This is a genomic window from Roseateles asaccharophilus, assembly GCF_031458115.1.
GTDB classification, from domain to species: Bacteria; Pseudomonadota; Gammaproteobacteria; order Burkholderiales; family Burkholderiaceae_C; genus Pelomonas; species Pelomonas asaccharophilus_A.
Genome location: NZ_JAVDXV010000001.1, coordinates 271,093 through 293,385 on the forward strand (window position 1 = coordinate 271,093; position 22,293 = coordinate 293,385).

At 68.0% G+C, this 22,293-nt stretch carries 15 protein-coding genes; 3 read left to right on the plus strand and 12 right to left on the minus strand.

From position 1 onward, the window contains the following. Positions 1–509: 509 nt before the first annotated feature. The 9 genes from J2X21_RS01255 to J2X21_RS01295 all read right to left on the minus strand — a co-directional run bounded on the left by J2X21_RS01255 (position 510) and on the right by J2X21_RS01295 (position 13,990). Entirely contained in the window at positions 510–1,889 is a 1,380-nt protein-coding gene (locus J2X21_RS01255; protein WP_310323876.1) for a glycoside hydrolase family 28 protein, read from the minus strand. Further along, positions 1,886–4,627, minus strand: coding sequence for an exo-rhamnogalacturonan lyase family protein (locus tag J2X21_RS01260; protein WP_310323878.1), 2,742 nt, complete (start codon positions 4,625–4,627; stop codon positions 1,886–1,888). Before J2X21_RS01260 ends, J2X21_RS01255 begins: the two co-directional genes overlap by 4 nt. A gap of 34 nt (positions 4,628–4,661) precedes the next feature. Next, positions 4,662–6,497, minus strand: coding sequence for a glycoside hydrolase family 2 protein (locus J2X21_RS01265; RefSeq protein WP_310323881.1), 1,836 nt, complete (start codon positions 6,495–6,497; stop codon positions 4,662–4,664). Continuing rightward, a complete protein-coding gene (locus J2X21_RS01270; RefSeq protein ID WP_310323883.1) occupies positions 6,497–8,035 on the minus strand; it encodes an alpha-N-arabinofuranosidase in 1,539 nt (512 codons plus the stop codon). Before J2X21_RS01270 ends, J2X21_RS01265 begins: the two co-directional genes overlap by 1 nt. Further along, positions 8,032–8,787: a DUF6250 domain-containing protein gene (locus J2X21_RS01275; protein ID WP_310323885.1), complete on the minus strand. Its 756-nt coding sequence runs from the start codon at positions 8,785–8,787 to the stop codon at positions 8,032–8,034. Before J2X21_RS01275 ends, J2X21_RS01270 begins: the two co-directional genes overlap by 4 nt. Beyond that, positions 8,751–9,074 (minus strand): L-rhamnose mutarotase, encoded by a 324-nt coding sequence (locus J2X21_RS01280; protein WP_310323886.1) that lies wholly within the window; start codon positions 9,072–9,074, stop codon positions 8,751–8,753. Before J2X21_RS01280 ends, J2X21_RS01275 begins: the two co-directional genes overlap by 37 nt. Before the next feature lie 15 nt (positions 9,075–9,089). Then, positions 9,090–10,457: a glycoside hydrolase family 28 protein gene (locus tag J2X21_RS01285; protein WP_310323887.1), complete on the minus strand. Its 1,368-nt coding sequence runs from the start codon at positions 10,455–10,457 to the stop codon at positions 9,090–9,092. Between the two features lie 92 nt (positions 10,458–10,549). Further along, the gene (gene rhaI, locus J2X21_RS01290) at positions 10,550–11,848 is read right to left on the minus strand and encodes an L-rhamnose catabolism isomerase (RefSeq protein ID WP_310323890.1); all 1,299 of its coding nucleotides are present in this window, start codon (positions 11,846–11,848) and stop codon (positions 10,550–10,552) included. Between the two features lie 33 nt (positions 11,849–11,881). Next, a complete protein-coding gene (locus J2X21_RS01295; protein WP_310323891.1) occupies positions 11,882–13,990 on the minus strand; it encodes a bifunctional rhamnulose-1-phosphate aldolase/short-chain dehydrogenase in 2,109 nt (702 codons plus the stop codon). Between the two features lie 452 nt (positions 13,991–14,442). Here J2X21_RS01295 and J2X21_RS01300 point away from each other — a divergent pair, with 452 nt between their 5' ends. Both J2X21_RS01300 and J2X21_RS01305 read left to right on the plus strand, forming a co-directional pair. Continuing rightward, complete coding sequence (locus J2X21_RS01300) at positions 14,443–15,321, plus strand: DeoR/GlpR family DNA-binding transcription regulator (RefSeq protein WP_310323893.1); 879 nt, start codon at positions 14,443–14,445, stop codon at positions 15,319–15,321. A gap of 241 nt (positions 15,322–15,562) precedes the next feature. Further along, on the plus strand, positions 15,563–16,936 hold the full coding sequence (locus J2X21_RS01305; protein WP_310323895.1) for an FGGY-family carbohydrate kinase: 1,374 nt from the start codon (positions 15,563–15,565) through the stop codon (positions 16,934–16,936). A 72-nt stretch (positions 16,937–17,008) separates the two neighbouring features. On the opposite strand, the gene J2X21_RS01310 is transcribed toward J2X21_RS01305, so the two are convergent. Both J2X21_RS01310 and J2X21_RS01315 read right to left on the minus strand, forming a co-directional pair. Then, positions 17,009–17,668, minus strand: coding sequence for a PEP-CTERM sorting domain-containing protein (locus J2X21_RS01310; protein WP_310323897.1), 660 nt, complete (start codon positions 17,666–17,668; stop codon positions 17,009–17,011). A 2-nt stretch (positions 17,669–17,670) separates the two neighbouring features. Continuing rightward, positions 17,671–19,503, minus strand: a complete 1,833-nt coding sequence (locus tag J2X21_RS01315; RefSeq protein ID WP_310323899.1) for a rhamnogalacturonan lyase B N-terminal domain-containing protein — start codon at positions 19,501–19,503, stop codon at positions 17,671–17,673. A 305-nt stretch (positions 19,504–19,808) separates the two neighbouring features. On the opposite strand from J2X21_RS01315, the gene J2X21_RS01320 reads away from it, so the two are divergent. Continuing rightward, positions 19,809–20,951, plus strand: a complete 1,143-nt coding sequence (locus tag J2X21_RS01320; RefSeq protein ID WP_310323901.1) for a M12 family metallopeptidase — start codon at positions 19,809–19,811, stop codon at positions 20,949–20,951. Between the two features lie 7 nt (positions 20,952–20,958). Here J2X21_RS01320 and J2X21_RS01325 read toward each other — a convergent pair whose 3' ends face one another. Next, on the minus strand, positions 20,959–22,197 hold the full coding sequence (locus J2X21_RS01325; RefSeq protein WP_310323903.1) for a serine hydrolase domain-containing protein: 1,239 nt from the start codon (positions 22,195–22,197) through the stop codon (positions 20,959–20,961). Positions 22,198–22,293 lie beyond the last annotated feature (96 nt).

Sequence of the window (22,293 nt, forward strand, 5' to 3'; positions counted from 1 at the left end):
CCACGGGGCCTCGCTGCGCATCGGAACAGCCGACCGTTGAGCGGCGAGACGCGAGCCGCTGCGCTCTCGCCTACCACTTGTGACGAGCGCCAGTGATCGCCGCTTCGCACCTGTTAACGCGCGGCTGCACGCCGTGCTCATCAGAACAGCCGAATGCAGCGCCGCTGGGGCGGCGCGGCTGTTCGGTGTGTTGAGGTCGAGGCTACGGCGCAGCCGAGCCGTTGGAGTTGGCTGTTTGGGGTCTCCCCTTTTAAACCGCCTGCGATGCGTGAATTCCAGGGGGCGTGCGAAGCACGCTTCAAGAACTGACTCCGCGATGACTGTTCGAGCAGAGCGTAGCGGCGCGAGTTCAGCGCGGCCCCTGGAATTCGCGCATCGCAGGGAACCCGCCCTTGGGCGGGCGGTTTTGCAGGGGAGAGCTTTTTGCCTACTTTTTGGCGGCGCAAAAAGTAGGTCGGCCGCCGGGACGAAATCCCGGCTGGGCGGTGGCACTAACCCACCGCTGGAACTCACACCGAAACCTCGACCGCATTGCGATGGTCATGCGCCTGGCCCAGCAGCTTCTCAACCTTCACCCGCTGCACCTTCACGCCCCGCACAGGCAACTCCGCCTCGCCCCGCAACCGACTGAGGTGCTTCGCCTCAGCCACCTCAACGTCCGACACGAACAGCCCCTCGACAGGCGTCAACCGCCGCTCCAACGTCGGCATCAAACTCCGCCACTGATAAAGCACATCCGTGTCCACATCCAGCACGCTGCCCACCAGCCGATGCGCCTTCACGCGCCGCATGTGGATGTTGCGAACGAACCCACCCCGCCGTTCATTCGTCTTCACGAACAGCAGGTTGAACAGCTGCACCTTGTGCGTGCTGCCTCGGTTGTCCACCTCGCAGTCCTCCACCAGCACCTCCGAGATGCCGCCCGCCAGCTCGCTGCCTATGGCCATCAGCTGATGCCCGTTCAACACCTTGCAGCGCCGCATGACGATGTGCCGCGACGGCGTGGCCAGGCGCCAGCCGTCTCGTTCGCGGCCGGACTTGACGGAGATCGCGTCGTCGCCCTGATCGAACGTGCAGTCCTCGATCAGCACGCGCTGGCTCATCTCGGGGTCGATGCCGTCGTTGTTGTGGCCGTGGGCGCGTATGTGCACGCCACGGATCAGCACGTCTTCGCACAGGAAGGGGTGCACCGTCCAGAACGGGCTGTTGACGATGCGCACGCCCTCCAGTCGCACGCGCTTGCAACGGTTGAAGTGCAGGAAAGGCGGCCGCAGATTGGCGTTTCCATCCGTCATGCGCCGCTCACGCGCCGGCGCACCATCGACGGACATCTTGTAGAGCGCCACCAGCGCGTCCATGTGCGCCTTGGGTCGCGCGAACCACTGCTGCCAGACGTCCATGCGCGCTTCCAGCGTGCCGGCGCCGGTGACGGCGATGTCCTCGCAGTCGTGGGCGTAGACCAGCGGCGAATGCAGCATGCACTCCAGCCCCTCCCAGCTCGCCAGCACCGCCGGGAGGTAGTCGGCCGGATCGGGCGAGAAGCGCAAGGTGGCGCCCGCTTCCACATGCAGGTTGACGCGGCTCTTCAGGTGCACCGGGCCGGTGGGCCACACGCCCGCCGGCACGACGACGAGGCCGCCGCCGGCCGCATGGGCTGCGGTGATGGCCTTTGCAATGGCAGCCGAAGTTGCCGCCTGGCTGTCAGCGCGCGCCTCGAAGTCGGTGATGACGAAGCGCGGCTGGCCATCGAACACCGGCAGCCGCAGCGGCGGCATGTCGAAGGGCGTGTTCTCGACGGCGATGGTCTGCGTCGGGAATGCGGCGCCCGTCGTCGCACACGCCGCCAGCGCCGCGGCTGAGGCCAGCATCGCGCGGCGCGACAGCGTCATGGCACCAACCCCGCTGCCTTGGCCGCTTCGTCCAGCGAATCGCCCACCAGCGCCAGATGCTGCATCGCCGCCAGCCCCCATTGCGCCGCGAAATTGGTGCTGATGCTGGCCTGCTCCTGCAGCGACCTGATCGTGTCCACGCCGCCCACCGCCCGAGCCGTCGTCTTGAATGGCGCGGGCTTCAACGCACCACTCGCAAAGAACTCGCGCCAAGCCCGCAAGGCCAATGCGCGGTCACGCAACTGGAACGCCGCATAGCTCGTCATGCGCGAGTTCGTGTCGCCCATGCCGCGCCCACCGGGCACGCTGCCCAGCAGCGCCATCCACTCGTCGCGTGGCGCGTTGTAGTAGCGGCAGTACTCCAGCCAGGCGCGGCGGTAGGCGGGCGCGTCCACCAGCGTCAGCAGTTCGGAGCTGATCTCCACGACGCCGAACACGCCGTTCAGGTTGGAGATGCTGACCTTGTCGCCGGGGCCGTGGAACTTGCCGGTGCATGGGTCGTAGGGCGCGCCGCCGGCCAGCCAGCCGCGCTTGAGCGCGCCTATGCTTTCCATGCCGTTGACGATCTTGTCGCGCCAGCGCGTGTCGCCGGTGCGCTCCCACTCCGCCAGCCAGGCGGCCGCGATGGAACCCCAGCTGGTGCCGAAGGCCATGCTGACCAAACCGTCCGCCGGCGGCGCCGGTGCGCGGGCGCCGAGCTTGCGCGAGATGTCCACCTTGTCGAGGTCGCGGTCGGACTCCAGCAGCTCGCGCATCAGGTCGCCCACGCGCTCGTCGGCGGTGAGGAAGTAGTAGATGCGGCGGTAGGCGGCGTTGGAGATGCGCGGCTGTTTGGACGAGTCGGACCAGTGCTGCACGCCGTGCCGCGTGCCGAAGCCCTTGAAGCGGCCCTGGTGGTACACGTCCACCTCGCCGGTGTGGCGCGTCATCGCCTCGGCGAGCTTGAACACATCGGCCCGGCCGCTGCGCAGGAAGCCGTACCAAAGCCACAGGTCGGTGGACAGCTCCGAGTTGTCCCAGGCATAGCCGCCGATGTCGTAGCGCCACATGTGGCGGTCGGCGTCGTAGGCGTGCATCACGTCGCCGTAATGCCAGAAGCCGTACCAGCGGTGCTGCTCGACTTCCTTCAGGTATTGGTCCAGCTGGTCGGCGATGCGGGCCTCGATGAGCTGGCGCGCGGGCGAGGCGGTGGGGTCCACCGGGTCCCAGTCGCCGAACACGCCGCAGGCATGGATGCGCTGCGGCGACGGCATCAACCGCGCCGGGTTGGCGACCTGCTCGGCCATGTCGGAGAACGCCTGGTGCGAGGGCGTGGCGGGCAGGGCCCACAGCATCAGCTCCGATGTGCGCGCGATGCCGGTGGCGTCGTCCCAGCCGGCCTCGTAGTCCTCGTAGGTGATGTTGAGGCCTTCGACCTGTTCCTCGAAGGTGTCCATCTCGCCGGCCGAGCGGTAGGAGCGCATGTCCATCGCCGGCGCGGAGGGCGACCACAGCCAGGCGGTCAGCTCGGCAGTAGTGTTGGCGGCGCCGCGCACGTCCAGCCGCACGGGGGCGCGCTGCCAGAAGTCCTTGAAGCCCAGCGCCACGCCGCCGGACGCGCCGCCCGCGTAGACCAGGCCCTTGGTGCGCGTGCCGGCGTTGGAATCGATCCAGGCATGACCGGGCGCGGTGCGCTTGCGGATGGTGAAGCCGTCGGCATTGGCCTGCGACAGCGAGAAGTCGTTCCACTCGGGAACCCACTTCAGCCCGTCCGTCACGCGCTTGTCCATGCCGGCCAGCGGCGGCAGCGCGCGGCCGGCGACCTGGGCGTCCTTGTAGGCCTGGCCGGGGTCGCGGCGCAGGCCGGTGACGGGCCGCACGGCCTCACCCCACACACCCACGCCTTCGCCGGAGAGGCGGATGTGGCGGTCGTGCGTGGCGTCGCTCATGGGCACCTGCGCCGTCACGCCCAGGCCGGCGATGAAGTCCTTGGCCGCATCGCCGTCCCAGATGAAGCTGTGCACGAGGCGCACGGCGTCCGAGCCAGCGTGGAAGTAGAGGCGCACCGAGAACGGCAGCCAGTCGCGGCCGTGGCCTGTGTGCATGCCGTCGAGCTTGATGACCGCGCGCACGGGGCCGCGCTGCTCGACGGTGGCGGCGGTGATCTTGCTGGTGAAGGCCTGGCGGGCCACGCGGCCGTCCAGCTCGGGGTCGGCGCCGTCCTGGCGCAGCGCGACGAGGCGCAGGTTCTTCAGCGTCGCGCGACCGGCGCGCGAGGCCTCGGCGATCAGGTGTTCGCCGCGCGTGGGCACGGTCCAGGTGAGGTCACCGGCGCTGACGACGATCTGCGCATCGGTCTGCTTCACGCTGACATTGCCGGCGGGCGAGGTGCCGGGCTCCAGCTTCAGGACGTTGGCGGGCGTGCCGCCGGCGACGGCATGGGCCGTCCACTTCAGCGAGCCGTCGGGCCACCAGGCCAGCGGCCAGGACTGCACGGGCAGGTTGGATCCGGCGAGGCGAAACTGCAGCGGCTGCCCGGCTGCAGGCTTGCGCACCTGGCCGCGCGGCCAGGGCACCCCGAACGTGCCGCCTTCGAAGCGGGCGGGCTTGCCGTCCAGCCAGTTCAGTGCCGTGTCGGTCACCGGCGTGCCGGGCTTGCTGGACAGGTTGGCGGTGGCGGCCTGGCTCAGCTGCGGCAGCGTGCCGGCGAGCGAAACCGCCGCCGTGGTCTGCAGGAAGCCGCGGCGGGAGGATTTCATCGATTGCATGGGGGCTCCGGAAGGAGTCGCCGGCTCAGCGAGCCTGGTTTTTGTAGTGCTCGGCCATCACGTCGAACGCCTGCTTGCGCTGGCCGGTCTCGGAGATCAGGCCCTTGCGGTTCCAGCCGTTCTGGAAGACGGGGTGCTCGCGGCGCGGCGACTTGAAGTCCTTCAGCACCCAGGGCGACAGGCCGCGCAGGTTGGGAATGCCGGCCAGCATCTTCAGCGTCGCGCGGTAGTAGGCGGCCTGGAACTCCTCGCTCCACTTCTTCGGCTCGGCGCCCAGATCGTGATGGCCGGCCAACGCGTCGGCGCCGAACTCGGAGATGACCAAGGGCTTGTCGGTGGGCAGATCCCAGCGCACCTTGGCGAGGTCTTGCAGCGTGTCGTTGCCATACCAGCCCGCATAGGTGTTCACTGCCATCACGTCGAGATGAGGCAGCAGCGGGTCGGCGATCTTGACGGTGTAGCCCTCGCGCTCCACCAGCAGCGCGGCGCTGATGAGGCGGCTGGGGTCCAGCTCGCGCACGGTGGCGGCGAGCGCGGCGTGGAAGCGCGTGCGGTTGTCGGCAACGGGCGTCTCGTTGCCCACGCTCCACAGCGCGAGTGCGGCGCGGTTGCGGTCGCGGTAGATGGTCTCGGCCTGCTGGCGGCGGGCCTTCAGCAGCACGGCGGGGTTGTCCCAGTCCACGGTCCAGTAGACGGGGATCTCGCTCCAGACGATGAGCCCCAGCTCGTCGGCCACGCGCAGCATGGTCTCGTTGTGCGGGTAGTGGGACAGGCGCACGTAGTTGCCGTTCAGGCCGGTCTTCACTTCGGTCAACAGCGCTCGCGCGGCGGACTCAGTCATGCGGCGGGCCGGGTTGCTGCCCAGCTCCTCCTCGTGGATGGACACGCCGCGCAGCGTGACGAGCTTGCCGTTGAGCAGGATGTCGGCGCCCTTCACGGCCAGCGTGCGAAAACCCATACGCTCGTTCACGGCGTCAGCACCTGATGCGAAGCGCACGGCATAGAGCTGCGGCGACTCGGGCGACCAGCGCTTCAGCGCGGCCGGCGCGGCGATGTCGAAGCGGGCCTCGCCCTTGGCATCGGTCGTGGCCTGGGCCTTCAGGTTCAGGCCTTCGATCTGCACGCTGACTTGCGCATTCGCGGCCTGTGCGCCGTTGAGCTGCAGGCTGCCCGCCAGGCGGCCGGCGTCGGTGAGGCGCAGCGTGGCGTCGTCGATGAAGGTGGCGGGCGTCTGGATCAGTTTCACCGGCCGCGTGATGCCGCCGTACAAGTCCCAGTCGGTGATCTCGCCGGGGATGCTTTGTGCGTCGTGCTTGGAGTCCACGCCGACGACGAGGCGGTTGCCCTGCGCGCGCAGTGCCTCGGTCACCTCCAGCACGAAGGGCGTGAAGCCGCCTTCGTGCCGGCCGACTTCCTTGCCGTTCAGGTAGACGTAGGCGCGGTAGTTCACGCCCTCGAAGCGCAGGAAGCTGCGCGTGCCGGCTTTCGGAGCAGGCACGTCGAAGCGGCGCTGGAACCAGATCAGCCCGTTGTACCAACGCAGCTCCGGCTCGGCCGCGTTCCACGCGCCGGGGATCTGCATGCCGGGGCCGCGGTCGAGGTCGAACTCGAAGAAGCCGGGGCCGGGCTTGGCTTCCTCGGCGGCGATGTCCACATCGCGGTGGCGCTGCATGCGCGACTTGGCGACCCAGCCGTTGATGTCGGTCAGGCCGGTGCGGTAGTAGTCCTTGGAGTAGGTCCAGCGGCCGGACAGGTCTTGCACGTCGGCGCGCTGGCCGGTCAGCAGCAGGGGGGGGCGAAGGTCGTCGGCGGCGATTGCGGGCGCAGTGACGAGCGCCAGCAGCGCGAGCAGCTTGCGCATCACGGCTGCACCTCCAACACCAGCACCGACTTGGCCGGCACGTTCAGCGCGAGCACACCACCCTTGGCCTCGGCCTTGAACGGCTGGGGCTTCACGCGGTCGGGCGCGTCGTACCAGTTCTGCGCGTCCATCGTCGCTGCGGTCAGCAGCTGGCCGCTCACGGCGCGCACGCCCTTGCCGCCCACGGCCAGTTGCAGCGGCAGCGGCTGATTCGGGTTGGTGTTGGACAGGCTCAGGATGAGCTTGCCGTCGGCAGCCTTCGCCGCGCTCGCGCTGAGCGCCGGGATGCTGTACTTGCCCAGCGTGTAGTCGGGCACGCCGCTCAGCTGAACGGGCAGCGAGGTCGCGTCCATGAAGGGCAGGTGCATGGCGAACGCGTGATACGTCGGCGTGAGCACCATGCGTTCCTTGTCCGTGATGACCACGGCCTGCAGCACGTTCACCATCTGCGCGATGTTGGCCATCTTCACGCGGTCGGCGTGGCGGTGGAAGACGTGGAAGTGCAGCGCCGACAGCACGGCGTCGCGCAGGGTGTTGCGCTGGACCAGGAAGCCGGGGTCGGTGCCGGGCTCGGGGTCGTACCAGCTGCCCCATTCGTCGAAGTAGATGGCGACCTTCTTGGCCGGGTCGTTTCGGTCCAGGATCTCGCGGTGCTTGGCGAGGTAGCCGTCGATGGTCTGTGGCACGGCCAGCGTGGAGATCCATTCGCTCTCGGGGAAGTTGACGGCCGAGCCCTTCTTCTTCCAGTCGCGCGTGGGCAGCGAGTACTGGTGGTGGGTGATGGCGGCCATGCGGTCCTTGATCTCGGCGCTGAGCGTCTCGGTCCAGTGCAGCTCCAGCTCCTGGCCGCCGCTGGCGACCAGCTTGGGCCGGTTGCCGCGCGGGGCCTTGGCGAAGGTGGCCCATTGCTTGTACTGGTCGGCGTAGTAGCTCGGCTTCATGTGGCCGCCGCAGCCCCAGCTCTCGTTGCCTATGCCCCAGTACTGGATGCGCCAGGGCTTGTCGCGGCCGTTGGCGCGGCGTTCGCGGGCCAGCGCGGTGTCGCCTTCGGCGGTCAGGTACTCCAGCCACTGGGCCATCTCCGCCACCGTGCCCGAGCCGAGGTTGGCGTTGATGTAGACCTCGGTGCCGAGCTGGTCGGCCAGGTCCATGAACTCGTGCGTGCCCACGCTGTTGGGCTCGATGACGCCGCCCCAGCTGGTGTTCACGCGCGGCGGGCGCTGGGCCTGCGGGCCGATGCCGTCGCGCCAGTGGTATTCGTCGGCGAAGCAGCCGCCCGGCCAGCGCAGCACGGGCACCTTGAGGGCCTTCAGCGCCGTGACCACGTCCGTGCGCCAGCCGCGCACGTTGGGGATCTTGCTGTCCGTGCCCACCCACAGGCCTTCGTAGATGCCGGCACCGAGGTGCTCGCCGAACTGGCCGTAGATCTGCCGCGCGATGACGGGGCCGGGCTGGTCGGCCTGGATGTTGATCTTGACGGGCTCGGCGGCCTGCGCGGTGGCGGCAGCAAGGGCGAGGGTGGCGAACAGGTGCTTCATCGGCATTGGAGGATTTGGAAATCTCTGATCTGCAGTCGGCTCGCTGTTGTCCGCAGCGCGAAGTAGCCGTGCAGGCGTGGATTGGCGTCGGCGCGTGTAAAGAGTTCGTTGCTGCCGGCACGCCAGCGCAGGTGCACAGCGTTGTCAGCCGTGGGGTGGCGCGAAACAATCTCGACGGTGAGCGGTTTGCCCAATTGCAGACGGGTCTGCGGCGTCATCGGTGCCTCGTGCGGCTCGGCGATGGCGCCGTCTGCAAACCCTGCAATCAAGCGGCGTTCGCTGCCGGTGTAGTGGCGCAGCCGCGTCGTCGTGTTGGCGTTGGCGCCGAAGCCCACGTAGTAGGTCGGCAGCGTGTCGTAGCCGCCGAACTTGCCGCTGCGCGGATAGGGCTCGCTGCCGTCGGCCTCCAGCGCATTCCAGAACATGTTGAGGTCCGAGATGCGGCCGGCGTGCTCGCCGGCGCTGGCCGGCGCGGGTAGCGCCACGGCGGTGAGGCGGATGGCGTAGTCGCCGGAGAGCGGCTCGCGCCACCACAGGCTCAGGCCGGCGGGCGTGGCGATGTCCAGCACGCCCTTCTCGGCGGTGACGACGGCGCGCGCGTCTTCCGCTTCCAGCCGCCAGCGGGTGAGGCCGGCGCGGAAGTCGTCAGTCGCGATTTGTTCGAGCTTGCGTGGCGCCTCGCACCATCCAAGCGCGAGCAGCGGTGCTGAGAGGATCAGCCCGCAAAGTGGAAGACGGACGGCAGGTCCCATTGGCGCGGCTTGTTGTCGGGTTCAACTTCCATCAGCGGGGCCATGTAGTCCCACCAGCGGCGCATGACGGGCAGCGTGGGCAACTCGTCAATGGGCATGCCGGGCTTGAGCTTCAGCACAGCGAACAGGCTCAGCGTGCTTTCGTCCAGGAAGATGGAGTAGTCATAAATGCCGGCGCCGCGCAGCGCCTCGGCCAGGTCGGGCCACAGCTCGTCATGGCGCTTCTTGTACTCGGCGACCACGCCGGGTTTCAGCTGCATCTTGAAGGCGCGAATCTGGTCGCTCATGTTTCTTCCTGTCTCCTAGAGAACGTCTTGCTCGGCCATGGGCCGGTCGGACACGTCGCGCCGTTTCAGCGCCGCGTCCACATGCCAATGGATGGGGGCCAGCCCGTCGAGCTGGCAACTGGCGCCGGCCGCGATGGGCGTGCCCAACTGCAGCCGGCAGCCCTCGTCGAAATGCCAGGCCAGCGCGTCCTGAACATGGCCGCCGCGCGTGGCCTGGATGTCCAGTGCGCGGAAGTCGAAGCGGCGCAGCGGCACCTCGGCCGTGGCATCCACCTCGAACGCTGTCTGCGCGCCGCGCGCGACCAGCCGCTGGATGCGCACGCCTTCCACGCGCGTGCGGCCTTGCTCGCGCGACACGGGTTGCGCCATGGTTCGCCAGTGCGGTGGTGCGCTGTGCTGTTCGGCGTCAGGGATCTGCGCCTGGCTGTAGGCGGGGTTCCAGTTCATCGTCGCGCGCATGGCGACCGGCACGCCCCGCAGCGTCAGGTCGCTGATGGACACGTCCTCGACGAAGCCGCCGCGGGTGGGGGCGCTCTTGAACAGCAGGCCCACGGGCACCTTGGCGTGGACCTCGATGCGCTGCGCGTTGATGCGACGCAGGCCGCCCGAGGTCTCGCTGCCGAAGGTCAGGCCAGCGGCGCCCTCGCGCACGATGCAGTCGCTGATGCTGATGTCTTCGCAGGGCCGCGCCACGCGCAGGCCGTCGGCATCGCGGCCGGCCTTCAGGCACAGCGCGTCGTCGTTGACGGCGATGTCGGCGTGGCGGATGCTCACGCGGCGCGAGGAGTCGATGTCGATGCCGTCGGTGGACGGGCCGTGGGCGTCCTCGTTGTTGCGGATGGTGACGCCGTCGACGGTGATGTCCTCGCTGTAGCAGAGGTGCAGCGTCCAGAAGCCCGAGCGGCGCAGCAGCAGGCCGTCGCCAATCTTCACTCGCGAAGATTCAAACACCTGGATCAACCGTGGCCGCTGGCAGTCGTAGTCCGATGCCCAGCGCAGACCGCGCGGTTCGTAGGTGGCACGCAGCGCCCAGTAGCTGTCCCAGAAGACCTTGCCATCGCCGTCGATGCAGCCTTCGCCCACCAGCGCCACGTCGTGCTCGCCGTACACGTTGATGAGCGCCGCCGGCCAGCGCATCTCGATGCCGGCCACGCGGGTGGGCAGGAGCGGGTAGTCGGCCAGGTGGCGCGAGCCCAGCAGCGTGGCGCCGCGCTCCAGGTGCAGCGTCATGCCGCTCTTCAGGAACAGCGCGCCGGTCAGATAGATGCCGGCCGGCACGCGCAGCGTCGCTCGCTGCAGCGCCGCCGCATCGATGGCAGCCTGCAGTGCGCGGGTGTTCAGCGTGACGCCGTCACCGCGTGCGCCGAAGTCCTGGGCGTTCATTTGATGTGCTCAAGAACAAGAGGCACAGAGCCACAGAGAAAGCATTGCCCCCTCTGTGTCTCTGTGCCTCTGTGGTTGCTTTTCGGACTCTCTTAGACGATGCCAGAACCCGAAGCGCCAGCCTTGGGCGGACGCTTGACGGCCACCTGCTCGCGATAGCCGGCCGCGCGGTAGGCGCCGACCGGATCGATGGCGCCGCCCGAGCGCAGGCGGGCCATCGCGAGGATGGGGCTCACGTCGGTGCGGAAGGCCTTCTTCAGCGTCTGCGCGGCTTGCAGCACGTCGTTGCTTTCCTGGAAGCCGACGAGGGCCGTGCGGTCCACCAGCGCGGCCTGCACGAAGGCGCGCTGAACTTCGACGGCGCTGCTCATCAGGCTTTCGATGGGGTCGGTCACGTTGTGCGACTGGTCCAGCATGTACGACGGGTTGAACGCCGCGCCGTCACGGGCTTGCGAATCCGCCAGCTCGTTGAAGATCAGGAACAGCTGGAACGGATCGATGGAACCCGAGTCCAGGTCGTCGTCGCCGTACTTGCTGTCGTTGAAGTGGAAGCCACCCAGCTTGCCGAACTGCGCCAGGCGCGCCACGATCATCTCGATGTTGGTGTTGGGTGCATGGTGGCCCAGGTCCACCAGGCACTTGGCCTTGTCGCCCAGCGTCTGCGCGACGGCGAAGCTGGTGCCCCAGTCGGCGATGACGCTGCAGTAGAACGCCGGCTCGAACAGCTTGTGCTCGATGTACATCTGCCAGTCGTCCGGCAGGGCCGCGTAGATGCCGCGGGCAGAGTCGATGTAGCGCTCCAGCGCGCCGCGCAGATTGCTCTGGCCGGGGAAGTTGGCGCCGTCGCCGACCCACACCGTCAGGCCCTTGGAGCCCAGCGTCTTGCCGAGCTCGATGCAGTCGATGTTGTGCTGGACCGCCAGTTCGCGCGACGCCTTGTTCGTGGACGTCAGGCTGCCGAACTTGTAGGTGGCGGACTGGCCGGCCTGGTCCTGGAAGGTGTTGGAGTTGACGGCGTCGAAGCCCAGGCCCAGCGAGTCGGCCTGTTCACGCAGACCCTTGGGATCGGCGGGCTTGTCCCACGGGAAGTGCAGCGACACGGCCGGCGTGGCGCGCGTCAGCTGGTTGATGACGGCGCAGTCTTCCATCTTCTCGGTGACGTCGCGCGGCTCGCCCTTGCCGGGGAAGCGCGCGAAGCGCGTGCCGCCCGTGCCGGCACCCCAGGAGGGCACGGCCACGCCGAAGGTCTGGGCCTTGGCGGTCAGGGCTTCGATGTCCACGCCGCGGCGGGACAGCATGCCGCCCAGTGCGTCGTAGTCGGCCTGCAGCTCAGCGCGCTGCTTGGCGTTGTGCTGCTCGACCAGGCCGGCGTCGATGATGTTCTTGGTCATGTGATTCTCCTGAAGCGCTTGCTAGTCTGCGCTTCAGCGGGTGAAGGCGGCGGCATTGCCGGCGTCGACGTTGAGGACATTGCCCGTGCTCTTGCCGGACTTGTCGCTGGCCAGGAAGTACACCGCCTCGGCGATGTCTTCCGGCAGCACGCTGAGCTTGAGCATGCTGCGCTGGCGGTAGAACTCTTCGATGTTGTCGCTGTCGATCTTGTTGGAGGCCGCGCGCTCTTCCTTCCACTTGCCGTCCCAGATGCGCGAGCCACGGATGACGGCGTCGGGGTTGACGACGTTGACGCGCACGCCGACGGCCGCGCCTTCCAGCGCGATGCAGCGGGCCAGGTGGATCTCGGCGGCCTTGGCCGTGCAGTAGGCCGATGCGCCGGCAGAAGCAACCAAGCCGTTCTTGCTGGCGACGAACACCATGGCGCCGCCGATCTTCTGCTGCTTCATCAGGCGGAAGGCACCTCGGCCCACCAGGAAGTAGCCGGTCACCAGGATGTCCTGGTTGCGCTGCCAGATTTCCAGCGTCGTGTCTTCCAGCGGCGCGGCCGAGGCGATGCCGGCGTTGGACACCAGGATGTCCAGGCCGCCGAAGCGCAGCGCGGTGGCCGTCAGCACGGCTTCCACTTCGGATTCGGACGTGATGTTGCCCTGCACGGTGGCGATGGCGTCCTTGCCGCCGACCTTCAGCAGGTTGGCCTTGGCTTCTTCCAGTGCAGCGGCGTCGATGTCGGTCAGCATGACGCAGGCACCTTCCTGCAGCAGCTGGCGCGCAACGGCCTGGCCGATGCCACCGGCGCCGCCGGTGACCAGGGCCACGCGGCCGGCCAGGCTCTTGGGCTTGGGCATGCGCTGCAGCTTGGCTTCTTCGAGCAGCCAGTACTCGATGTCGAAGGCTTCCTGCTCGGGCAGGCCGACGTACTTGTCGACACCGTTCGCGCCGCGCATCACGTTGATGGCGTTGATGTAGAACTCACCGGCGATGCGGGCCGTGGCCTTGTCCTTGGCGAACGACAGCATGCCCACGCCGGGGATCAGGTAGATGATGGGGTTGGCATCGCGCACGGCCGGGCTGGTCGGGCGCTTGCAGCGCTCGTGATAGGCGCGGTAGTCGGCGCGGTAGGCTTCCAGCGCGGTGTCCAGGCCGGCCAGCACGGCGTCGACGTCGGGGTTGCTGGGGTCGAAGTCCAGCACCAGCGGGCGGATCTTGGTGCGCAGGAAGTGGTCGGGGCAGGAGGTGCCCAGCGCAGCCAGCTTGACCAGGTCGTTGCTGCCGACGAACTGCAGCACTTCGGCGCTGTCGTTGAAGTCGCCCAGCTTGCGCTCGTCGGCGCTGATGCGGCCGCGCAGCGCGGGCATCAGCTTGGCGGCGATGGCGGCGCGCTGCTCGGCGGGTAGCGTCACCGTCTTCACGCCGCCGAACACCGGCTGCTTGATGTTCTCGTTCAGCCACTGCTCGGCCAGGCGGATCATGTCCAGCGTGATCTCGTAGCAGCTCTTGGCGGTGTCACCCCAGGTGAACAGGCCGTGGCCTTCCAGGATGATGCCCTTCAGGTTGGGCTGCGACGTGGCCAGCGCTTCCAGCTTCAGGCCCAGGTCGTAGCCGGGGCGCTGCCAGGGCAGCCAGCCCAGCTGGCCGCCGAAGATCACTTCGGTCAGGCGCTTGCTGTCGGCACAGGCGGCGATGGCGATGATCGCGTCCGGGTGCATGTGGTCCACATGCGCCTTCGGGATATAGGCGTGCAGGGGGGTATCGATACTCGCGGCACGCGGGTTCAGATTGAACGTGCAGTGCGGCAGGTAATCCACCATCTCATCTTCATGTTCCAGGCCGCGATAACGCTTCTTCAGCGCATTCAGCTTGTCCATGTACAGCGTGGAGAAACCATCCAGCTTGATGGAGCCCAAATCACCGCCGGAACCCTTGACCCACAGGACCTGCACGTCCTCGCCGGTCAGGTGGTCACGCATCGTGACCTTGGCCGAGGTATTGCCGCCACCGAAGTTGGTCACGCGCAGGTCGGAACCCAGCAGGTTGGAGCGGTACAGCAGCAGCTCGGGCTCGCTCATCTTGGCGGCGACGGCGTCATCCCACTTGGAGGCGATCGGGGGTTGTGCGGGGGTCTGGGAATTTGCAGTCATGAGCTTGCCTGTGATCAATGCGTCGTTCGTCAGCGGGGCCGCGACATGCGGCCCGGTGCCCTGTATCTATGGGCGAAACGGGCCGCAGTGTGGACTCAAACCCGCGCTCATGCGCGACGCTCACAAGCAAAATCAAAAGGATGAGCGAATGCTGCGGTGCACAAGCAATCGCTCACGAAACGCTCACGGCCGTGAGCGTTTCTTGATTGACCCTGTCATGGGAATGACGTAATCTGCTTTCGGAACTGTGTTTCACCTGCGATCTGAGCGATCTTGATTGCAGTGCAGCATGGCGACGGCGCCCGGGAGCAGCAGCCCTCGGGCGTGACCCGAGAGAGGGCTATCGCAGGCCTGATCCGGCAAAGCGATGCCCACCCCAAGAGGTCGGGCAACTCCTCAAGAGACAACGGTCGCTCCCGACCCGGGAGGCGCCCGACAGCAAGGTGGCTTCCATGATCAATCACAAGCGACACAAGCGTCTGCTCAAACTGCTGGACGAGCGTGAGCACGCCAGCGTTCAGCAGTTGATGGAATGGTTGTCCGCATCCGCCGCAACCGTGCGCCGGGATATTTCCTGGCTGGCCGCCAAAAACCAATTGACGCGCACCCGCGGTGGCGCGCAAAGGTTGGAGCAGAAGAAAAAGTCATACGCGCTGTCCAGCGAGACTTTTCAAAACAATATTCAGCAGAATACTGCTGCCAAACGCGCCATCGCCCGTTATGCCACCTCGATGTGCAATAACGGCGAAACCATCATCGTGAATGGAGGAACCACCACATTCATGATGACGGAGTTTCTCGTCGAGAAACAGCTGAAGATTCTGACGAACTCTTTCCTGATGGCGCAGCGCCTGCTGCTGACCAGCGACAACGAGATCATCCTGCCCGGCGGCAAGGTCTACCGCGAGCAGAACGTCATCCTCAGCCCGTTCGAGAACGACGTGGCCCAGCACCACTACGCGGCCAAGATGTTCATGGGCGTCTACGGCCTGAGCATCCTGGGCCTGATGGAAGCCGACCCGCTGCTGATCCAGGCCGAGAAGCGCCTGATCGGCCAAGCCGAGGAACTCATCGTGCTGGTGGACAGCTCCAAGTTCCAGCGCAAGGCGGGCCTGGTGCTGTGCGGGTTGAACCGTGTCTCCACCGTCATCACCGACACCGGCGCGTCCGACAGTGCGGTGCAGCTGCTGGAGCACTACGGCGTGCGCGTCATCACCGTCGAACCCGAGGCGGTGGACCCGCAGGACGTGCACGCAGCCGCCCTGGGGCACGACTTTCGTGGAGTGATGGAAGCCAACGCCTACGGCCTGCACGCGGGGCTGGTCTCTTGAACCCAAGGAGTCCGTACGGCAGTGGTCGTGGCCCGCGCCGTGGCGGGTCGCGGGGCGTGACCCCTAACGAATCGGCAACGATGTATTGCCCAGCAACTCACCCCGGCCCTCCGGGTTGAGCCTGGCAAGGGCGCATGCGGCGTTGCTCGTCGTTGCGGGCGCGAGCCCGCGGCCTCCTCACGCCTTGCCTGCGCCCTTGCCAGACTCAACGCGGGCTACGCCCACTGCCGCACAGACTCCTATGACCCCAGGCACCGTCGTCCTCGACATCGGCAAGACCAACGCCAAGCTGACCCTGATCGACGCCGCCGGCAAGGCGCTGGCGGAGGTGCGCACGCCCAACACCGTGCGCCGCGTGGGGCCCTACCCCCACCACGACACCGAGCGGCTGTGGACCTGGATGTGCGCTCAGCTGACCGAGCTGGCCAGCCAGGCGGACATCCGCGCCATCGTGCCCGTCACGCATGGCGCCACCGCCGCGCTTGTGGACGACGCCGGCCTGGTGCTGCCGGTGCTGGACTACGAGCACGAGTTCGGCGATGCCGCCGATGTGCAGCGTTATGCCGCCGTGCGGCCCGGCTTCGACGAGAGCGGCTCGCCCCGCCTGCCGGCCGGCCTGAACCTGGGCCGGCAGCTGGAGTGGCTGCAGGCCCGCTTTCCCGATGAGTTCGCGCGCACCCGCCATGTGTTGATGTACCCGCAGTACTGGGCCTGGCGCTTCAGCGGCGTCGCGGCCAGCGAGGTCACGTCGCTGGGCTGCCATACCGACCTGTGGCGGCCAGCCGAACGGCGCTGGTCATCGCTGGTCGAGGCGCGTGGCTGGGAGTCGCTGTTCCCCGAACAGCGTGACGCCTGGGCGCGGCTGGGCCGCATCCAGCCCGAGCTGGCGGCGCGCACCGGCATCAGCGCCGATTGCGAGATCGTCTGCGGCGTCCACGACAGCAACGCATCGCTGCTGCGCCATCTGCTGACGCTGCAACGCAGCGGTCCCTGCACGGTGTTGTCCACCGGCACCTGGCTGATCGCCGCGGCGCTGGGCTCGGCGACCAAGCCTCTGGTCGAGGCCCAGGACATGCTCGCCAACTGCAATGTGTTCGGCGACGCCGTGCCCTGCATGCGCTTCATGGGCGGCCGCGAGTTCGGCGCCATCGCCGGCACGCAGCCCGCGCCGTTCGAGCGCGCGGACGTCGAACGCCTGATCGCGCAGGGCACGATGGCCTTGCCCTGTTTCGCCGAGACCGGTGGCCCGTTCGCCGGTCAGGTGGGCCGCTTCGTCGGGCCGCTGGCCGCGACGGCCGCCGAGCAGGCCGCGCTGGCCACGCTGTATGTCGTGCTGATGACCGACCATTGCCTGCACGCGCTGGGCGCCAGCGGCCGCGTGGTGGTGGAAGGGGCCTTCACGGCCAATGCCGAGTTCGGCCCGCTGCTGGCCGGGCTGGCCGAGGGGCGCGACGTGACGGTATCCGACGACAGCAGCGGCACGACCTGCGGCGCCTGGTTGCTGGACGCCTGGGGCCGCGAGGCCGAGGATGCCGCAGCGCCCGTGCCGGCGTGGAATCCGGCGGGCTGGCTGGCCTATCGTGATGCATGGCGGGCGCAGGCCGGCGCGCACTGACCTGACAGCCACGAACACAAAGGGCCGGCCTCGTCAGAGGCCGGCCCTTTCAGTTGGGCGCTTGAACGGTTTTCAGCGACGACGGCGACACACCGCCGCCAGGCCCAGGCCGGCCAGCGAGGCCAGCGCCAGCGAGCCCGGCTCTGGGATGGTGAAGGCGCGCACGCTGTCGATGGCCGGCGCGGAGAAGCCGGTGTTGTCGCTGGCGCTGTCGAAGGCGTAGACGCGCACCTCGTCGAAGCCCGCCAGGTCGCTGAGCCCCAGCACGCCGCCGATGGCGGACGGACCCATGGACAGCTTGCCGTTGCCGGTCAGCACGCCGTCCAGCCAGGTCTGCCACATCACGTGGATGCTGGCGAAGCCGGAGTCCACCGCGAACTCGATGCCGTTCAGGTCGGGGCCTTCGCTGCGGATGCTCAGGTAGGCGTTCAGGCCCGTGGCCGCGAAGTAGTTGCCCGAGAAGGCCTCGCTGTACGACTGGCCGGGGTCCACGCAGAACTCGCCGGCATAGCCGCAACCGCCGTTGTCGTTGCCCACCGCGTTGACGGCGGTGAAGCGCAGGCCGCCCTCGCTCCAGGGGTTGTCGAGGTTGGTGTTGGCCTCGAAGTCGGCGGCGAAGGTCAGGTGGTTCGCGGCCGGCGTGGCGCTGCCGATGCCGCTCGTCTGCACGACGGCGGCCATGGCGGGCGCCGCGAGCAGCGCGGCGAGCAGGGGAATGAGCTTGTTCTTCATGTTCAGTTCGCAGGGATGAGGTCGATGGCGTCGAAGGACAGCGCCGGGCTCAGGAAGTTGGTACCGGCCGTGCCACTGGCGACGTTCAGCGTCAGCACATTGGTGCCGACGACCAGCTGCGAGGCCGGGATGTCGAACGTGTAGGTGCGGTTGAAGCCGCGGTAGGTGCCCACGGTCAGGTTGCGCGACACCTTGGGCGGCGCGGGCGGGATGGCGGACGACCAGCTGTTGACGGTGACGATGGGGCGCGCGCTGTTGTAGTCGGCCGTGATGCCCAGACGCAGGCGCAGCGGCTGCGTGTTCTGGCCGCGCTTGAGCACGAAGCGCACCTGCAGGTTGGGGTTGTGGTCTTTCCACTGGTAGGCCGGCCATTGCGTCGCGGCGTTGGACTGGCCGATGACGAAGGGCGCCGGCTTCCACGACGCCATGCGCACGTCGCCGGGGTGCATGAAGGTCAGCTGGTCGCCGTTGATGAACTCCTGTGGCGTGCCGTCCCAGCGGCCGATGCGCCAGATGGCGGGCGTGGCCTCGGGGTCGGCCGTGATGGCCACCGGGCTCAGCGCATAGCTGGCATTGGCGGTCACCGTGACGGGCACGGTCTGCACGGCCAGCTCGCCCTTGTAGACGGTCATCGTGTAGTTGCCCGGCAGCATGCCGGTGGCCGTGAAGTGGCCGTCCACGGGATCAGCGTCCACCCAGTACTGCGCTTGCGCATTCGCGAAGCCCACCGTGTAGGGCACGCCGGCCACGCGACCGGTCAGGCCGGCCACCGTGACGGCGCCGCGGCCCATCGGCGGCACATAGCCCACCAGGCCCATCTGGCCGTACCAGCTGGTGTCGGGCCGCGCGGTCGGCGCCGCGCCGCCGTTGAAGATCATCGTGTACGTGTTCAGCACGTTCAGGCGGAAGGGTTCCGTCTGCGCCTCGCCGTAATTGACCATGTAGGTCAGCTCGTTGTGCGTGCTGGTGATCTGCTGCAGCAGGCTGCGGTAGAACGGGCCGCTGGAGCCGCCTTCGTTGTTGTCGCGCCAGAACCAGATGCCCACGCCGGGGCCGGTGCCGCCCAGGAACTCCCAGTCCTTCAGGCGGCGGTTGGCGTAGTGCTTGGAGCGGCTCTGGCCGTAGCGCGCGTCGCCGGCCGCGAAGCCGAACACGTCGCTGGCTTCGATGGCGCCGCTGGTGCCGCGCAAGTCCTCGGCCCAGTAGCTCTCGCCGCCGTAGGTGATGAGGCCGCCGGCCGCGTTGGCCGGGCCCCCGTTGGGCAGCTTGGCGATGGGCACGCGCGCGATGAAGCGCACCAGGCCGTGCACGTCGGGCTGCTCGGTGAAGTGCGTGCCCATGTGGATGTTGGACTCGCCCTTCTTCACCAGGTAGTAGTGCGTCAGCACGCCGCCCTTGGTGCTGTTGACGGTCAGCGTCACGCGGATGAAGGCATTGCCGGTGACGACGCCGCCATTGGTCGTCGCGGCCGGCACCACGCTGCCGTCGGCATTGACCAGCTCGGCCTTCACGGCCACGGCGCCCACGCCGGTGTAGAGCCAGTCGGCGCCCGAGTTCAGCTGCGTGCCGCGCGCCGGATCGGCGTACTCCACGCCCTGGTAGACCATGCTGGAGATGTCGCCGGCGGAGGTGGTGCTGGCGCCGTTGTCCCAGGCGCGCACCTTGAACACCAGGCCGGCATCGGTGTCGATGACGTACTGCGGGCGCGCGGGGTTGCCGCTGTCGTGCACCGTGGTGATGGTGAAAGCCGCCAGCGCGGCCGGAGAGGCGGATGCGGCAAGCAGGGCCGTGGCCAGCCAGCGCGCCCAGGGCGGGCGCGAGCACGTCGTGTTCATGAAGTCTCCAGTTCTGTGTGTTTGTTCACGTGACGCGGCGGGACGCTGCGTCCGTGGCGGCGGACTCTAGGGAGACATGTGCTTGCTGTGCGGTCAACCCGGTGAGCGTTTCATCGCGGTACGGCGCCGCTATATCGCGGGGTGATCGTGGGAGCGCTCAACGCGTGAAAAACGGGATCGCTTGCGGCGTTTCGTCCTGCATCCGATGGATGGAAACCCTGGGTTGCTCCCCAGTTCTGAGGGGCGCTTTGCGTGACGGCTGCCTAAGCTGAAGAGGTCACTACAGCAGCCTCAGGGAGCAAGACATGGCCACTTCATCAGGCGCCCGCCGCAACGCGGCCGACGACACGGCGCAGCCGCTGCGCTATGCCTATCACTACTGCAACGTGCGCCCCGGCCTGCCGCCCGTTACCGGGCCGCAGATGGGCGATGAGCGCGCCTCCGCCATCAACACGCTGCGCGACAAGTGGCTGAACGGCACCGAGCTGACGTACTACTTCTACGACCAACCCACAGACGGCCAGAACGTGCTGCTGGCCGACGGCAGCACGCGCTTCGTGCCCTGGGCCGGGCCTGATGCGCAGAAGCAGGCGGTGCGCAAGGCGTTCAAGGTCTGGGCCGACCTGGGCCTGGGGCTGCGCTTCAAGGAAGTGCCGGCGCGCGAGCAGGCGCTGATCCGCATCGGCTTCATGGCCGGCGACGGCAGCTGGTCGTACGTGGGCCGGGTGGTTCGCGAGATACCGGCGGGCGAGCGCACGATGAACATCGGCTGGGACGTGACGCAGGACCTCGACACCGCCATCCACGAGATCGGCCACACGCTGGGCTTCAACCACGAACACCAGAACCCGTTCTCCGGCATCGTCTGGGACGAGGAGAAGGTCTACGCGGCGCTGGCCGCGCCGCCCAACCGCTGGCCACGCGAGAAGACCCACTTCAACATCCTGCGCAAGCTGGATCCGAGCACCGTGGAAGGCACGTCCTGGGACCCGGACTCCGTCATGCACTACCCGTTCGACGCAGGCCTGATCCTGGAGCCGGCCAAGTACCGCATGGAGCCCTTGCAGCCGCCCGGCGGCCTGTCGGCGCGCGACATCGCGCAGGTGCGCAAGGTCTACCCGGCGCAGCCGCCGGTGAACGAGTTCGAGGAGCTGGCGCTGTCCGAGTCGCGCCGGTTGACCATCGCGGCCGGCCAGCAGATCGACCTGCGGCTGAAGCCGTCCCGCACGCGCAACTACCAGATCGCGACCTTCGGCGAGGCCGACACGCTGGTGGCGCTGTACGAGGACGTGGGCGGCGAGCTGAAGTTCCTGGCCGGCGACGACGACAGCGGCGAGGACCGCAACGCCCAGCTCAGGCTGAGGCTGCAGCGCACGCGCAACTACGTGCTGCGGGTGCGCATGTACTTCGCGTCTTTCGCCGGTGAGACGGCCGTCATGTGGTGGTGAGCAGGCGCTACCTGATGAGCGCCTGGTAGGTCAGGTTGCGCACGCGCAGGTTCAGCGTGGAGTTGCCCGCGGGGCGCAGCTGCGTCATCAACAGGATGACCAGGCGCTCCTTCGGGTCCACCGTGTACTGCGGGAAGTAGGCGCTGCCCCAGCCGAACGCGCCTTCGCTGCCCAGCTCCTTGAAGCCGCCGCGCTTCACGTTGACCCAGAAGCCCAGGCCGAAGCCGTCGGCATCGCCGCGGGCCTTGTCGGCGAGGTGGTCGGCGGTCATCAGCTCCACCGTCTTGGGCGCCAGCAGGCGCTGGCCGTCCAGCTCGCCCTTGTTCAGCAGCATCTGCAGGAAGCGCGTGTAGTCGCCCGCGGTCGACACCATGCCGGCGCCGCCCGAGAACAGCTTGCGCGGTCCGTTGACGAAGTCGCTCTTGGCGGATGTTTCCATCAGCTTGAGCTGGCCGCCTTCCAGGCCGTAGACATGTGCCAGGCGCCCCACCTTCTCGGGCGGCAGGTGGAAGCTGGTGTCCGGCATGCGCAACGGATCGGTGATGCGCGTCTTGATGAACTGGTCCAGCGACTGCCCCGACACGACCTCGACGAGGCGGCCCAGCACGTCGGTCGCATAGCCGTAGATGAAGGCCTCGCCCGGCTGGCTCTGCAGCGGCAGCGCGGCCATGCGGTCGGTCCAAGCGGCAAGCGTCTCGTCGTGGCCCACCAGGTACCAGTCCTTCATGCCGGCCGCGTCGTAGGCCGCCTTGGCGGGGCCGGGGCCGTAGCTCATGCCGGCCGTGTGCGTCAGCAGGTCATGGATGGTCAGCGACCGGCGCGCCTTCTCGGTGCTGCCGTCGGGCCTGGCCACCTGCAGGTTGGCGAACGCCGGCAGGTACTTGGCGACCGGGTCCTTCAGCAGGAAGCGGCCTTCCTCGTACAGCATCATCGCGGCCACCGACGTCAGCGCCTTCGTCATGGACGCGATGCGGAAGATCGTGTCCGTGCGCATGGGCTTGGCGCCCTCGATGTCCTGCTGGCCATAGGCCTTGAACACCACCGGCTTGCCGTCGCGCAGCACCACCATGACGCCGCCGGCCAGCTGCTGGCGGGCGATCTCGTCGTTGATGGCCGTGTCGAGCCGCTGCAGGCGCTCGGCCGAGAAGCCTGCGACCAGTGCGGGCTTGGGCGGGGTGGCGGTCGTGACAGGGGCGTGAAAGAGCGCGGCGCAGGCCAGCGCCACGGCAAGGGCGGTTGTTTTCATGCTGCGTGTTCTCATAGGTCCGTTCGGTGGCCTGGTGTCTTGAACTGCGGGCCGAGCGCCGGGCCGCCCCAAGCCGGCCCGCAAGCATCGCCGTCC